Origin of the sequence: Rhodanobacter lycopersici, assembly GCF_040812335.1 — a bacterium.
GTDB classification, from domain to species: domain Bacteria; phylum Pseudomonadota; class Gammaproteobacteria; order Xanthomonadales; family Rhodanobacteraceae; genus Rhodanobacter_A; species Rhodanobacter_A lycopersici.
On the sequence record NZ_JBFOHK010000002.1, the window covers coordinates 231,619 to 246,221 of the forward strand.

Below are 14,603 nucleotides of genomic sequence, written 5' to 3' on the forward strand. Positions count from 1 at the left end.
GCGCCGGCAGATGACGATCTGCCGGACCAAGCTAAACTTGCGAAAAAGAAATTGTCAACATTCGAAAGCAAAAAATGTTACGTAGAGGTTTCACTTGAAACTTGATGTGCAAGCCACGGTGGCGCGGCGGCGCGCATGCGTGGCCGGCCGGATGGGGCGGATGGCTGATCGCAGGAGCGTGCGGGGCAACGCCGCGAGTCCACGGACGTCGAAGGAAGATCCGCAGCGGGCTCCCTGACGGACGTGGCGCATCGCGCTCACGTCATGGCGCACGGGTCCCCAAGGCTAGCGCCGATCCATCCGCCGCCCGGCATGCCCCGGTGGTCGGCGCATGCGATTCCGATGGACGCAATCGTTGGCCGGCAGCATGCCGGTCACGGCAAGGTCACGCGAGGCGTCGCGGAAAGCGGGGTGTGCGCATCATGCGTGATGTCCCGTTGCCGGCACAGGAGCACCCCGTGCGCGAATGGCCCGTCATGGAGAGCCACTCGCGCACGGGCTGCACTCCGGCCGCGGGTTCACGGCCTGGACTGCAGCGACACCCGGCCCAGTGCGTACAGCGGCCCGTCGATGGGTGCGGTGTAGATCAGGCACAACGCATGCTCGCCGCTCTGCGCAGGCAGCTTCGCATCAAGCCTGAACTGGCGCGGGCTGTGTGCGGGATCGGGCAGCGGCATCGTGGCCAGCACCGGCCCGTCGCAGCGATCGGCATGCACTACCAGTTCGCCGAACGGCGTGGTGTGCGGGCGCGATACCACCAGTTTCTGCTCATGCGCCAGCGCGAAGTTGCGCGGCAGCCGTACCGCGTCGACATGGATCGCGTCGACGCCGCCCATCAGCGTGGGCGGGAACAGCTGGCAGGTGTCGAACACGTTCACCGCGTACACCGGCTGCGTGCTCGTCGCGTCGGGCATCGGCTGCACGCGCAGGCGGAAATCGCTGCCGGGGCAGTTCCCCAGTGCGGTGCCGGGCAGGCTCAGCAGCGCGGCGCGGTCCAGCACGCGCTCGCGTGGCGCGGCGAGTTCGCCGCCGTCGGTGGCGAAGTTGGCGGCGCGCACGGTGGCGGGCAGCTTCACGTTGAACGGCGCGTCGTAGCGCGGCGAGGCCGGCGTGGGCGCGCTGCCGTCCAGCGTGTAGCGGATGGTGCCGAAGCCGGTCTGGTCGGTGAGCGTCACCGTGGCGTTGCCGGTGGCCAGCGTCACGTTGCGGTCGGCCTGGATGTCCACCGCGAAAGCGCTGTCGGCATAGCCGACGTGCTGCGCGCGATAGCGTGCGAGCTGCGCCGGCAGGCGGGCGAGGAAACCCTGCCAGTCGTTCGCGGCGGCCGGTGACCAGGCCACCTCGCTGAGCGCGTCCAGTCGCGGGAAGATGGCGTGCGTCACGTGCGCCATCGTCGGCAGGTGCTCGGTCCACACATTGGCCTGCACGCCCAGCACGTGCTTCGCCTGCGTGGCGTTGAGCACGTCGGGCACGGCCTGGAAGCCGTACACGTCCTGCAGCGATTCCACGTCGAGGCGGCCGGAGTATTCGTCGGCGAGGTCGCCCTGCACGTGGTCGAAGTAGAGGACCGGCGACGGCGACATCACCACGTCGTGGCCGAGCAGTGCGGCCTTGATCGCGCCGTCGATGCCGCGCCACGACATCACGGTGGCGTCGGCGGGCAGGTTGTCGCCTTCGAGGATCTCGTCCCAGCCGATCAGCTTGCGGCCGTGCCTGTCGAGGTACCGGCCGACGCGGCCGATGAACCAGCCCTGCAGCGCATCCTCGTCGGTGATGCCCAGCGCGCGCATCTTCGCCTGCACCGTGGGCGAGGCCTTCCACTGGTCCTTGATCGCCTCGTCGCCGCCCACGTGGATGTACTGCGATGGGAACAGCGCCATCACCTCGTCGAGCACGTTGTCGATGAAGGTGAAGGTGTCGTCGTCCACGTTGTAGAGCCAGGGGTTCACCCCGGAGTCGACGGAAACCTGCGGCCGCTTGCCGGTGACGCCGACCTGCGGATACGAGGCCACCGCGGCCTGCGCGTGGCCGGGCATGTCCAGCTCCGGCACGATGGTGACATGGCGTGCAGTGGCGTAGGCCACCACGGCGCGGATCTGGTCCTGCGTGTAGTAGCCGCCGTAGCGCTTCGGCTCGCCGTCGTGGCCGGCGTCGGGCGGCGTGCGCCATGCGCCGATGCGGGTGAGCTCGGGATAGCGCTTGATCTCGATGCGCCAGCCCTGGTCGTCGGTGAGGTGCCAGTGCAGCACGTCGAGCTTGAGCTGGGCCATCTGGTCGATCAGCTTCTCGATGTCGGCCACGCTCTGGAAATGGCGCGCGGAATCCAGCATCAGCCCGCGCCAGGCGAAGCGCGGCCAGTCGCGGATGGACAGCGCGGGTACGTCCACCGCGCCCTGCTCCGCATCGGGCGTCAGCAGCTGGTACAGCGTCACCGCGCCGTGAAACAGGCCGGCACCGTCACGCGCGGTGATGCGAATACCCTGCGCCGTGACGTCGAGCGCATAGCCGCCGGCCTGCGTCACCGGCGCTTGCGGGTCGAGCTGCAGCACGATGGCGGAGGTCGCCATGTGGCCCGGTGCCACGAGCAGATGCAGACCGCGCGTACGCGCCACCAGGTCCATGAACCAGGCCGCCGTCTGCCGCGTCGAGGCGGAACGGTCGGCAAGCACGATCGGCGTGCGCGCATCGACATGGAAACGGCCTGCGGCCATCGTCATCTGCACCGGCTGCGGGATCAGCGACGGGGATGGCGCGACAGCACCGGCAGCGCGGCCCGGAGTCGGCAGCATGGCCGCGCAGGACAGCAGGGAAGTGCACAGCAACCCGACAAAACGATGTGTCATCGGTCATCTCCAGAGCGAGCGGCGCAGCATGTCATGCACGGCGTGACATGTGGAGTCGATACCAAAAAAAACGGGCCCGTAAACAGCATGCCGGACCCGTTCGGGGAGAGTGCAGAGCCGTCCCTGGCTCGCGATTTGGATGCAACCGGCAACTCAGAACTTGAAGTGCGCCTCGAGCTCGAACTGGCGCCCGGTCACATACTCCTGGGCGATCTGGTTCTTGCTGCCCAGGTACTGGTAGTACTTGGAGTTGAGCAGGTTCAGCATGTTGAGCGACAGCGAGAAGTTTTTGCTGATCTGGTACCCGGCCGAGGCGTCGAGCTCCTTGAAGCTGGCCGTGTTGGTCGGCGCCGCGCCGGCGACGTAGCCACCTGCGAGGTAGCTGCTGCGCCAGTTGTAGGCGATGCTCGCGGTATACGGGCCCATCTCGAAGTACGGCGCGATGTTGTACGAGTTCTTCGAGTTGTACGGCAGCGCACCACCGTCGCTGGTCTTGGCATTCGAGTAGGTGTAGTTCGCGCGCAGACCGAAACCGCTGCTGCCGAACGCCTGCTGATAGCTGAGCGTGGCGCCCTTGACCTTGGCGTGGCCGCCATCGACAGGTGCGGTCACGCTGTACTGGCAGATGCCCGCCGCGGTGCAGAGGCCGGCGGCCACTTGGGCGTTGCCTTCAGCCTGCATGTAGCCGGGCAGCGTCCAGGAACCGTTGATGCGATCCTGGAAGGTCGCCGCATTGACGATGTAGTTGATGATGTTCTTATAGAAACCCGACAACGCGATGACGGACTGGTTGTTGAAATACCACTCCAGCGAGGTATCGAAGTTCACCGAGCGATACGGATTCAGGTCAGGATTGCCGCCAGCCGCCGTGAGCACGGTGTCGTTCGACTCGAAGTACGGAGCCATCTGGTTGTAAGGCGCATAGGCCACCGTCTCGGACGCCGCGCCGCGCAGGATGAGGTCCGGCTGGATGTTCCATGCGATGTTGGCTGCCGGCAGCCAGTTGCTGTGCGTGCTCTTCTGGGTGATGTAGCCGAAGCCTGCCGGGAAATCGCAGTCAAACGTATCGGCGGAAGAGCATGCATTGGGCACGTTGAAACCGGAAGACGTGTTCGCGGTATGCACGTAGCGTGCGCCAATGTTGCCACGCACGTAATCGTTGCCGAAATCAGCCTGCAGATAGAAGGCGCTGTTCTGCTGCTGGATGTTCCAGGTATTGTCGTAATAGACGTTCGCGTCCTTGGCAACGCCAAAGCCGGGTGTGCTGAGAACGGCATTCTTGATCGCATTCAGACCCAACGTCTGCACGTGGGCGATGAAGCTCTGGGTGAGCCCCAGGCTGCGCGCACCCGACAGGTCACTCAGGCCACCGTAGCCGATCTGGTCCAGGGTCAACAGCTGCGGACCCGTGAACGCGTTCTCGACCTGGCTTTCCCAGTGGCTGGCGTAACGCACGCCAACGTCCAGCTCGTTGAAGAAGCCGTCGAAATCCTTGCTGAAATCAAGCTGGCCGTAGGAGTCCTTGGCCTTGTACAGGATGGTTTCTTCGTTGCCGCCCCAGCCATTGTCGGCCCAGTAAGCGGGGTTGTCGGCCGTGCTTGGATCCGTGTACTGGGCACCCTGGTTGATATTCCAGTTGAACGCACCGCCGTAGTAGATCTCCTTGTTGAATTGAGTCATCGGGTTGCTAGACGTGCTGATGCCCACATCGCCACCGAGCCGCCAGCCATCACCGAAATACGTGCCTTTCCAGTCGGCACCCTTGGTGCTGACCATCGATTGGCGCGCATAGTTGTCCATGGTCGTATTCGCCGAACTGTTGCAGGTGGTGGTGTTGTAGCAAGGCGTGCCCACCTGCTTACCGGCAACGATGATGCCATTCGGACCCTCGGTGAGCGACGTGATGCCACCCGGCTGGTTGGTGGCCCACGGATACATCGACTGGTTGACGTTGTTCAGCCCGTCCTTCATGTACATCAGGCTGAGCGTGCTGTCGAAATTGTCATTCGGCCTGTACTGCAGGTTGATCAGCACGCTGTTGCGCTTCTCGGTCTGCTGGAAGTTCGACGCGCTGACCTCGTTGGGGATCTGGTCCGTCGGCTTGATCTGGCCGGCATTGATCTCGTTCTGGATCGCGTCGTTGCCGGCGGCCAGTGCCCCCGCATTCACCGAAGCAACACTGCTGTAGCCGTAGTTCTCCATGCCCTCACGGGATGTGTACTGCTCGTAATGCTGGGCGGAGACATCGACGCCGAAGGTCTTGTCGTCGTTGTGCCAGGAGTAGAGCAGCGAGCCGTTCGGGCGGGAATTGCCCACCATGTCGTTGTAATTCGCGCCGAATGAACCGCTCACCGTGTTGGACGGCAGATCGAGCGGCTGCAGGGTATGCATGAGCACCGTGCCACCCATGCTGCCCTCGGGCAGGCGGGCTTCGGGGCTCTTGTAGACCTCCAGCGAACCGAGGATTTCAGGCGGCAGCAAGGAATAGTTGAAACCGCGGTTCGGGCTGTCGCCGAACAGCCAGACAGCCTGTGCCACCGGATGGCCATCGAGCAGGCTCAGGTTGAGGCTCGGATCCATGCCGTCGATGCTGACGCGCTGGGTGCCCGGAATGCTGCGATCCAGCGTCACGCCGGGAATCTGCGCCAGCGCCTCGGCCACGTTGGTGGTCGGGAACTTGCCGATGTCAGTGGCGGTGATCGCATCGACGATGGCGTCGGCATTGCGCTTGGTGTCCAGCGAGGCCTGCAAGCTGGCACGAATGCCGACGACGGTGACCGTCGCCAACTCCTTTGCGTTCTTCGCGTTGGGCTTGTTGTCGCTGTTCGTCGTACCGGTCGTCGGCGTGGTGCCGCTGGTTTGGGTATTGCTGTCCTGCGCGTACGCGCCGACGGACAGGCACAGGCCGGCGACGATGCTCGCGGCAAGCAGTGTCTTGCGGTGGTTCATGATGTCCTCCCCTCAGAGGCTGGATCGGTCTGGGACCGTGTGGTCGTAGTGGTGCTTGGTTGGTTGGTTGGCGGTGTTCGGCGCCGTGTCGCTAGAGCGGTGGCATGGCTGGATCTCCCTGCCGCTCGTCCAGAAACCAGCTGGCGGCGCCGATGACACCTAGCTGGCCGTGCTCGATCAGTCGTACGGGAATCTTTTGCAGGAAGGCGCGCATCACGCCCTTGTCCAGATAGCGCTGGGCGAAGCTGCTGGCGCGCAGGAAGGCGTGGATCTGCGGCAGGATGCCGCCGGCGAGGAACACGCCGCCGCTGGCGCCGTACAGCATGGCCAGGTCGCCCACGAAGCTGCCGAGCAGGCCGCAGAACACCTGCAGCGTTTCCTGCGCCGCGGCATCGTGGCCGGCCAGTGCGGCGGCGGTGATTTCCGCCGGCGTCATCAGCGCCACCGGGCAACCGCGCAGTTCGCACAGCGCGTGGTAGAGATTGAGCAGGCCGGGGCCGGAGAGCGCCGCCTCGTAGGAGACGTGCGTGTGGCCGCGCGCCAGCACGCGCAGGATCTCCATCTCGCGCTCGTTGCCGGGCGCCAGCGAGATCTGGCCGGCCTCGGTGGGCAGCACCTCGGCACGGCCGGCGCGCGGCAGCAGTACCGCCGAACCCAGCCCGGTGCCCGGGCCCATCACCAGCACCGGGCCGCGGGCCGCGGGCTGCGTGGTCTCGATCACCGGCAGCGTCTCGTCGGCATCGAGGAACTGGGTGGCCCAGGCCACTGCCTCGAAATCGTTGATGACTTCCAGCTGGGTCAGGCCGAGCTGTTCGCGCAATGCACCGATCGATACCGGCCAGGGCAGGTTCTCGTTGACGATGGTGTCGTCCAGCACCACGCCGGCACAGGCCACCACGCAGCGGCGGATGCGTCCCTGCGCCGTGGCGTGACCGGCCGATGCCAGTTGCGCCACGAAGTCGCACAGCAGGGCACCGAGGTCGGACCAGTCGGCGCAGGGGTAGCGGTGGTAGTGCAGCACGCTGACCGGATGCCGATGGTCGGATGTGCCGAGCACCAGGCCGATGCGCGCGTGGGTGCCGCCGACGTCGGCGGCGAGGAAAGGCTCGCCGTGGTCGCGCATGCCGCTCTGCGCCGACGGTTGCGGCGACGGTTGGGCGGCATGGCGCTGGCTGGCGAGCTCTCCCACGTGAAATTCCCCTTGTCCGCTGCAGTCAGCCGGTGTGGATGCGCGGTCCGCGCACAGCTCCCGGCAAGCGATGGGGATGGAGTCTGGAATCGGCATGACAACGTTGTCAAGTGACTGTCCCGGAATTTTCACCAGCGGGCGTGAAGCGTTGCAACATGACCCTTGGCAGGGGTTATGGCACTGGATCGATTTAAATTTTCCCGACGCGCCAGGTGCTGTCGTGTTGACCCTTGCGGCCAGCGGCGGGAGCAGGAAAAAACGCCTGTGGAATTGCCTTCCGCGCGTGAAGGACTTGCGCCTGGAGCGGAGCCGGAAGTCATCGCGCAGGGGCGGTCGCTCCCATGGGGGCTTGTCGGCGGGTTCAGGGGAGGCCGATGCAATTTCTGTTGACAACGTTGTACTTCGCAGCCAATAAAGGTGCTTCGGCGGCCGCTTGTACCGTTATGCTCATGGCCGACCACGCCGTTCCTCGGGGAGAGTCTTCAATGGCAAGCACGCTGGCGGCCGCGCCGTCCGAACGTTCCTACATCGGCCCGATGATCATCATCGGCGTGCTGTTCTTCATCATGGGCTTCTTCACGTGGCTCAACGGGCCGCTGACGATCTTCGTGAAGCTCGCCTTCAAGCTCGATGACGTCAGCGCATTCCTGATCCCGGTGGCGTTCTACCTGTCCTATTTCGTGCTGGCGCTGCCTTCGGCGGCGATCCTCAAGCGCACCGGCATGAAGCACGGCATGGCGCTGGGCCTGTTCGTGATGGCGATCGGCGCGGTGCTGTTCGCCGAGTTCATCAACCTGCGCGTCTATCACGGCGCACTGGTGGGCCTGTTCGTGATCGGCGCCGGCCTGTCGTTGCTGCAGACGGCATCCAATCCCTACATCAGCATCCTCGGCCCGATCGACAGTGCGGCGCAGCGCATCGCGGCCATGGGCATCTGCAACAAGTTCGCCGGCTTCCTTGCCCCGTTCGTGTTCGGTGCGCTGGTGCTCAGCGGACTCGACACCTTCGCCGAGCAGGTGAAGGCGGCGCCCAGCCAGGCGGCGCACGATGCCCTGCTCAACAGCTTCGCGGCGCGGGTGTACTGGCCGTACATGACGATGGCGGTGCTGCTGGTGCTGCTGGCGATCTGGGTGGTGCGTTCCTCGTTGCCGGCGATCAAGGCCGCCGGTGCGAACGACGAGCATGCGATCGGCCACGCCGGCCGCAGCGTCTTCAGCTTTCCGCACCTGTGGCTGGGCGTGCTGTGCCTGTTCCTGTACGTGGGCGTGGAGGTGATGGCGGGTGACGCCATCGGCATCTACGGCCAAGGGTTCGGCCTGCCGCTGGACGCGACCAAGCATTTCACCGCCTATACGATGTTCGGCATGCTGCTGGGCTATATCGTGGGTCTGGTGCTGATCCCGCGCTTCGTTTCGCAGCAGCGTTACCTGGCGGTGTCGGCGGTGCTCGGCGTGCTGTTCGCGGTCGGCGCCTACGCGACCACCGGCTACACCTCGGTGACCTTCGTGGCCGCGCTGGGCTTTGCCAACGCGATGATGTGGCCGGCGATCTTCCCGCTCGCGATCAAGGGCCTGGGCAGCCATACCGAAGTGGGTTCGGCGCTCCTGGTCATGGGCATCGTGGGCGGCGCGCTGATCCCTCAGGTGTTCGTGCACCTGAAGGAGGCCATCAATTTCCAGCTCGCGTTCCTGCTGGTGATCGCGCCGTGCTACCTGTACATCCTGTACTACGGCCTGCGCGGCCATCGCGTGGGCCAGCACGTGGCGGGCTGAGCGCCGTGTCGCGCCCGCGTATCCGTCCGCTAGACTGTGCCGCGCGGCCGCCTGGCCGCGCCCGCGTCGTTCCATTCCACCACGGCATCTGAGGTCCAGCGGTTGCGCAGCGCCACCATCAAGGATGTAGCCGAGCAGGCGGGCGTCTCGCTGAAGACGGTCTCGCGGGTCATCAACAACGAACCCTCGGTGCACGCGCGCACGCGCGAGAAGGTGCAGCGAGCGATCGACGCGCTGGGCTACCGGCCCGACCCTTCCGCGCGCAGCCTGCGCAGCACGCGCGCCTACGCGGTGGGGCTGGTCTATGACAACCCCAACGCGCACTACATCATCAGCATGCAGAGCGGCGTGCTGGCGGCCTGCCGCGCCAACGGCTACGGCCTGCAGATCCATCCCTGCGACTCCACCTCGCCGCGGCTGGCCGAGGAACTGGTGGCGTTGGCGGCGCATGCGCGGCTGGCCGGCCTGGTGCTGGCGCCGCCGATGTCCGAGCAGCCGGAGCTGATCCGCACGCTGGCGGCGGCGAAGATCCCGTTCATGCGGGTGATCTCGGCGCGGCGGGACCCGCAGGACGGCTACCCCTGTGTCTACGTGGACGACCGCGATGCCGCCTACGCGATCACCGAACACCTGATCCAGCTCGGCCACACCCGCATCGGCTTCCTGTGGGGCGGCCGCGACCATCGTTCCAGCCCCGAGCGCTACCAGGGCTACGAGGACGCGCTGAAGGACTACGGCATCGCGCTGGACCGCAAGCTGATCCTGCCCGGCGACTACTCCTTCGACGACGGCTTCCGCGGCGCGCGCAAGCTGCTGGCGCTGAAGGACCGCCCCACCGCGATCTTCGGCTCCAACGACGAGATCGCCGCCGGCGTGCTGGCCGCCGCGCATTCCGGTGGCATCAGCGTGCCGTGGGAGCTGTCGATCGCCGGCTTCGAGGACAGCCCGTTCTCCAAGCAGTCCTGGCCCGCGCTCACCACCGCGCGCCAGGCCACCGAGGAGATCGCCCATCACGCCGCCCAGCGGCTGATCGGCAACCTGCAGCGCGCGGCCAACGGCGAGCCGCTGGAGGAGGGCAACGAGGGCTTCAGCCCCGAGCTGGTGGTGCGCGGTTCCACCGCGCCGCTGCGGAGTGCGCCGGCGAAGCGCTGACGCGCGCCCTTCTCCCTCTCCCCAGTGGGGAGAGGGAGAAAGTAAGGCGCACCCGCGCCCACCCTCATTCGCTGTAATCAGCGATATAGATCAGCCTTCCGTCATGCTGGCGAAACTCGCTGCGCCCTTCGAGTGCGATCGACTGCCCCGCGCGCACGCCGCTCGGTAGATCGATTGCGAAGGTACCCTCGAAGTGGATGTTGGCGTGGGCAGTGTCGCCATCCTCGCGCCATGCAGTGATGGTCTGCCGGCGCATCGAGAACAGGTGGCGCGAGCTTTCGGCGAGGTGTCGCAATTCAGTGATGCCGATGGTGCGCAGGGCCAGCACGCCGGCGGTGTAGTTCTCGAACACCACCTCGTCCTGCATCGTCGCCAGCATGGCGGCGACGTCCATGCGGTTGTAGGCATCGATGTAGCGATCGATCAGGGCGCGCATGTTCGTTCCGGCTTCAGGCGGGGCGTGCATTTCAGCACGCGACCGCGGTGCCCGCCAGCCACGCTCAGTGCTTCACGTTGTCCGTGTTCTCGATGAAGCGCGCCACGTTGTCGTGCAACTGCTTCAACGAGGGCTCGTGCGCGTAGACCATATGGCCGGAGGGGTACCAGTGGTAAGAGATGTTCTGCTGCAGCGAGTCGGGGATGGGCAGGTGGTGCATCTCGTACTCGGCGGCGTAGAACGGCGTGGCGAGGTCGTAGTAGCCGCCGTTGAGCATCACCTTGAGGTCGGGGTCGGTCTTCATCGCCATCGCGAGGTCGGGCATCACGTTGGTGGACTGCTGCAGCGCCTCGTGGCTGCCGGGCGCCTTGTGCGCCATGTCCCAGTGATTGATGTCGGCGTATTCGCGGTAGTGCTGGCCGTCGCCGTATTTCAGATCCTTGCGCACGTAGTCGTTGAACGCGGCGATGTAGGCCGAGCTGATCGCCGAGGACTGCGGGTCGTATTCGGATTCCTTGCCCAGCGGATCCAGCGAGGGGCCGGAGAAGCGGGTGTCGAGGCGACCGGTGGTGGTGTCGTCGTTCGCCTGCAGTTCGTGCTCGAACATGCCGCCGGAGACGCGCAGGTCGGCCTTGACCCAGTACGCCGCTGGCAGGCCGGTGTACTGGTACAGCTTCTCGGCGACGGCCTGCTTGCGCGAGGCGTCGAGCTGCGAGCCGGCCATCAGCGCCTGCGCGTATTCGCCTGTGGCGAACTGCTCCACCTCGCCGAGCAGGGTCTCGAGGTCGGCGGGTGGCGACGGCAGCTTGTGGTGGTAGTACGCGGTGGCGGCGTAGGTGGGCAGCGCCAGCTCGTAGGGCTGGTCCACGCCGGGGTTGGTTTCCGGGCCGTCGATGCTGTTGTCGAAGCTGAGGATCTGCGACAGCAGGATCACGCCGTTGAGGTCCACGCTGTCCTCGTTGGTGAGGATGTTCGACACCACCGCCGAGCGGGTGGTGCCGTAGCTCTCGCCGAACAGGTATTTCGGCGAGTTCCAGCGGCCGTACCTGGACAGGAACTCGGTGATGAACTGGGCGAACGCATGGCCGTCGCCGTCCACGCCGTAGATCGCCTTCTTGCGGTCCTTCATCTGTTCCGCGCGCTTGGCCGGATCCTTGTCGTCGGCGATCAGCCGGCTGAAGCCCGCGCCCGGCGCGTCGATGAACACCAGGTCGGAGGCGTCGAGCAGGCTGTAGTCGTTGTTCACCAGCTGGTACGGCGCCGCCGGCGTGTGGGTGTCGTCGGCGGTCACCACGCGCTTCGGCCCGAACGCGCCCATGTGCAGCCACACCGTGGCCGAGCCGGGACCGCCGTTGTAGATGAAGGTGACCGGTCGCTCGCCCGCCTTCGCGCCTTTCTTGAAATAGGCGACGTAGAACATGCTCACCGTGGGCTCGTGCTCCTTGTCGCCCGAACCGTGCAGCACCAGGGTGCCGGCCACCGCCTGGTAGCCGATGCGGTGACCCTCCACCGACACCGAACCCTCGCTGGCCGACGACTGCGGCTTGACCAGGGCCGCCTCGGGCGCATTGGCCGGCTGCTCCTGCGCGTGCTTCTTGCCGGTGTCGGCGGCGACGGCGGTGCTGAGCAGCAGGGCGGCCACGGCCGCGGCGAGGGGAAGCTTGCGCATGGGCGAATATCCTCGGGGTTGCGGAGGCGTGCGACGCCTCGTGGAGCGGACAGCATAGAAACCGCTTCCGCACCCTCGCATGCCCCGGAAGTCACTGCCTTCCAGCAATATCCTGCTTTCGGCTCAGGTCCAGGCCAGCAACGTGATCGCCAGCAACGCCAACAGCAGCCCGGCGAGGTTCGTGCGGCTCAGGTGTTCGCGGAACAGCAGCACGCCAGCCAGCGCGCCCAGCACCACCACGCCGAGGTTCATGCTGGCGAACACCAGCGCCGGGTGTTGCGGCAGCGCGCGGTGCGCGCGCAGGTAGAACAGGATGTTGCCGAAGTTGAAGAGTCCCAGCAGCACGCCGCCCAGCGTGTTGCGCAGGGTGAAGCGTGCACCGCCGCGCGCGGCGCGCCACGTCGCCAGCACGAACGCCACCGGCAACGCCAGCGCGAACATCGCCGCGAGCGAGGTGCCCAGCGGCACGCCGGCTGCAGCCACGCGCTTGAACAGCACGTCGATCATGCCGAAGCCGGCGAACACCAGCAGCGGCCACAGCCATTGCGCCGCACCGCCTTCGCCGCGGCCCTGCCCTGCCCGCCACACCATGCCCAGCAGCGCGAGCAGGCCCAGCACGCAGCCAAGCGCCTTCGTGGCGTCCAGCCGCTCGCCGAACAGCAGGAACGCCGCCAGCAGCGAGAGCAGCAGCGACAGCCGCTGCGCCGCGTCCGAGCGCACGATGCCCGCATGCCGCACCGAGGCGCCCAGCGCCAGGAAGATCGTGGGCAGCAGCACGCCCAATCCCGCCAGCGCGAACCACGGCGCAGCCGGCTGCCGCAGCGGCGCCAGCGAGGGTTGCAGCAGCAGCGCGGCCAGCGCAACCGCCGCCGCATAGTTCCACGCCACCATCTGGCCGATGTCCAGCCCGAAGCGTCGCGCCAGCTTCAGCAGCACCGACACCAGCACGCTGCAGATCGCGCTCGCCAGCACGTAGATCATCGAACGGTCCCCGATCCGGAAGGATCGGCGAGCTTAACGCCTGTGGCGCGGATTGCCGCGAACCGCATCGCCGTGGAAGGATGGCTGCCCGGCACTTTTCACTGCGCAATGGCAGACGACTTCCATGGAGATCCGACTGCTCGACCGCCGCGATGCTTCCGCCTACCAGGCGCTGCGGTTGCAGGCGCTGCGCGAGAGCCCGCACGCGTTCAGCGCCAGCCATGAGGACGAGGCGGGCCGCAGCATCGACGAGGTGGCGGCGCGCATCGTGCCGGCCGCGGACGGCTCGGCATGCGTGTCCGGCATCTTCGAAGCTGGCGTGTTGGCCGGCTTCGTGGCCCTTGTCCATCTGCAAAGGAAGAAGCTGCGCCATGGCGCCGAGCTGGCGGGCATGTACGTGGCGCCGGCATACCGTCGGCGGGGGCTGGGCGCCGCCTTGCTGCGGGCGGTGATCGTACATGCGCGTTCCATCGACGGCGTGCGCCAGCTCGGGCTCGGCGTCAACGCGACGAATGCGGCGGCGCAGGCGCTGTACCGCTCGGCGGGTTTCGTGAGCTGGGGCGTGCAGCCGCGGGCGCTGCAGATCGACGGCGTGTTCCACGACGAAGAACACCTGCTGCTGCGCTTCGACGCCGCAGGCTGAGCTTCCATCGGAAGCCTCCGCGGGCCGCGGTCGATCCGCCGCGCACGCACCTGCGCAGCCCGCCGGCACGGAACCAATCGATGCGTGGCCGGTCTCCGCCAAGGCCTGTGCGTCGTTCGGCGCCGCATGACCGGGATGGAACCTCGCAGCATGAGTGGACGAAGGGCATCGCTGGAGCGGAGGGCCCCGGGCCGGCATGGCCACCGCCTGCGCTGGGCGCGTGTCGCCACGCTGGCGGCGGTGCTGCTGGTCCACCTGGGTTTCCTCGCCTTCCTGCTCGCGTCGCCGCCCGGCTGGCGCTGGGCTGCCGCGGAAATGTCGGCCGCGTCGCCGGATGCGCTTGTCGTGCGCTTGCTGTCGCCGCGGAGCAAGCCGACCGAACCGCTGCGACCGGCCATGCCACGGCCGCCGCAATCTGTTCGTGCCGCCTACCCGGCAAGCCGCTCGAGGCCCGTGGCACAGCCCACCCATGCGACGGCGCAAGCGGCGCCGCCGACACCGGCTGCGGCGCCGCGTTCCATCGACAGCCTGATCGTCGCCGCGCCGCCAAGCTATGTTGCCGGTGGCGGGCGGTTGTCCGGCCCGGGCTACGGACGGCAGAACGTCCGCGTGCCGGGCAGCAGCCAGCCGGTGCGCGGCGTGCCGGTGTTCCGCATGGCCGATCCGCGCATGCAGGGCATTGCCGGCGTGGTCCGCTTCATCGGCCACCTGACCGGTGCCGTCGACCCGCATTGCCTCAAGCTCGACGCCGAGAGCGGCATGACCATCCGGGAACGCATCGCGAACCACGTCGATGCCGACGATGCGCAGATGGCTGCCACCGCCGAACGCTATGGTTGTCCCGATCCGCTGAAGCCGGGCGCTCCGATGTACTACCTCACGCATTGATACCGGTTGCGGCGCCGTCATGCGGGCGTTCCGATTCGGTCCGGCAACATATTTCGCCCGGGTGTTATTGACATTGCTTTT

The 14,603-nt window shown here is 66.7% G+C and carries 10 protein-coding genes; 4 read left to right on the plus strand and 6 right to left on the minus strand.

The genetic code is table 11. The features are described from left to right. Positions 1 to 518: 518 nt before the first annotated feature. From ABQJ54_RS08020 to glk, 3 genes are all read right to left on the minus strand, one after another. Positions 519 to 2,843, minus strand: coding sequence for a beta-N-acetylhexosaminidase (locus tag ABQJ54_RS08020; RefSeq protein WP_367853774.1), 2,325 nt, complete (start codon positions 2,841 to 2,843; stop codon positions 519 to 521). Between the two features lie 153 nt (positions 2,844 to 2,996). Continuing rightward, positions 2,997 to 5,792 (minus strand): TonB-dependent receptor, encoded by a 2,796-nt coding sequence (locus tag ABQJ54_RS08025; protein ID WP_367853775.1) that lies wholly within the window; start codon positions 5,790 to 5,792, stop codon positions 2,997 to 2,999. A gap of 91 nt (positions 5,793 to 5,883) precedes the next feature. Further along, positions 5,884 to 6,981: a glucokinase gene (gene glk, locus ABQJ54_RS08030; RefSeq protein WP_367853776.1), complete on the minus strand. Its 1,098-nt coding sequence runs from the start codon at positions 6,979 to 6,981 to the stop codon at positions 5,884 to 5,886. Between the two features lie 485 nt (positions 6,982 to 7,466). Here glk and ABQJ54_RS08035 point away from each other — a divergent pair, with 485 nt between their 5' ends. Further along, positions 7,467 to 8,753, plus strand: coding sequence for a sugar MFS transporter (locus ABQJ54_RS08035; protein WP_367853777.1), 1,287 nt, complete (start codon positions 7,467 to 7,469; stop codon positions 8,751 to 8,753). A gap of 102 nt (positions 8,754 to 8,855) precedes the next feature. Then, the gene (locus ABQJ54_RS08040; protein ID WP_367853778.1) at positions 8,856 to 9,905 is read left to right on the plus strand and encodes a LacI family DNA-binding transcriptional regulator; all 1,050 of its coding nucleotides are present in this window, start codon (positions 8,856 to 8,858) and stop codon (positions 9,903 to 9,905) included. Between the two features lie 64 nt (positions 9,906 to 9,969). Here the strand turns inward: ABQJ54_RS08040 and ABQJ54_RS08045 are convergent, their stop codons facing one another. From ABQJ54_RS08045 to ABQJ54_RS08055, 3 genes are all read right to left on the minus strand, one after another. Then, positions 9,970 to 10,341 (minus strand): nuclear transport factor 2 family protein, encoded by a 372-nt coding sequence (locus tag ABQJ54_RS08045; RefSeq protein ID WP_367853779.1) that lies wholly within the window; start codon positions 10,339 to 10,341, stop codon positions 9,970 to 9,972. A 64-nt stretch (positions 10,342 to 10,405) separates the two neighbouring features. Beyond that, positions 10,406 to 12,010, minus strand: a complete 1,605-nt coding sequence (locus ABQJ54_RS08050) for a S10 family peptidase (RefSeq protein ID WP_367853780.1) — start codon at positions 12,008 to 12,010, stop codon at positions 10,406 to 10,408. A 123-nt stretch (positions 12,011 to 12,133) separates the two neighbouring features. After that, on the minus strand, positions 12,134 to 12,991 hold the full coding sequence (locus ABQJ54_RS08055) for an EamA family transporter (protein ID WP_367853781.1): 858 nt from the start codon (positions 12,989 to 12,991) through the stop codon (positions 12,134 to 12,136). A 124-nt stretch (positions 12,992 to 13,115) separates the two neighbouring features. Between ABQJ54_RS08055 and ABQJ54_RS08060 the strand changes: the two genes are divergently transcribed. Both ABQJ54_RS08060 and ABQJ54_RS08065 read left to right on the plus strand, forming a co-directional pair. Continuing rightward, on the plus strand, positions 13,116 to 13,634 hold the full coding sequence (locus tag ABQJ54_RS08060; protein WP_367853782.1) for a GNAT family N-acetyltransferase: 519 nt from the start codon (positions 13,116 to 13,118) through the stop codon (positions 13,632 to 13,634). 150 nt (positions 13,635 to 13,784) lie between these two features. Beyond that, positions 13,785 to 14,522: a hypothetical protein gene (locus ABQJ54_RS08065; RefSeq protein ID WP_367853783.1), complete on the plus strand. Its 738-nt coding sequence runs from the start codon at positions 13,785 to 13,787 to the stop codon at positions 14,520 to 14,522. Positions 14,523 to 14,603 lie beyond the last annotated feature (81 nt).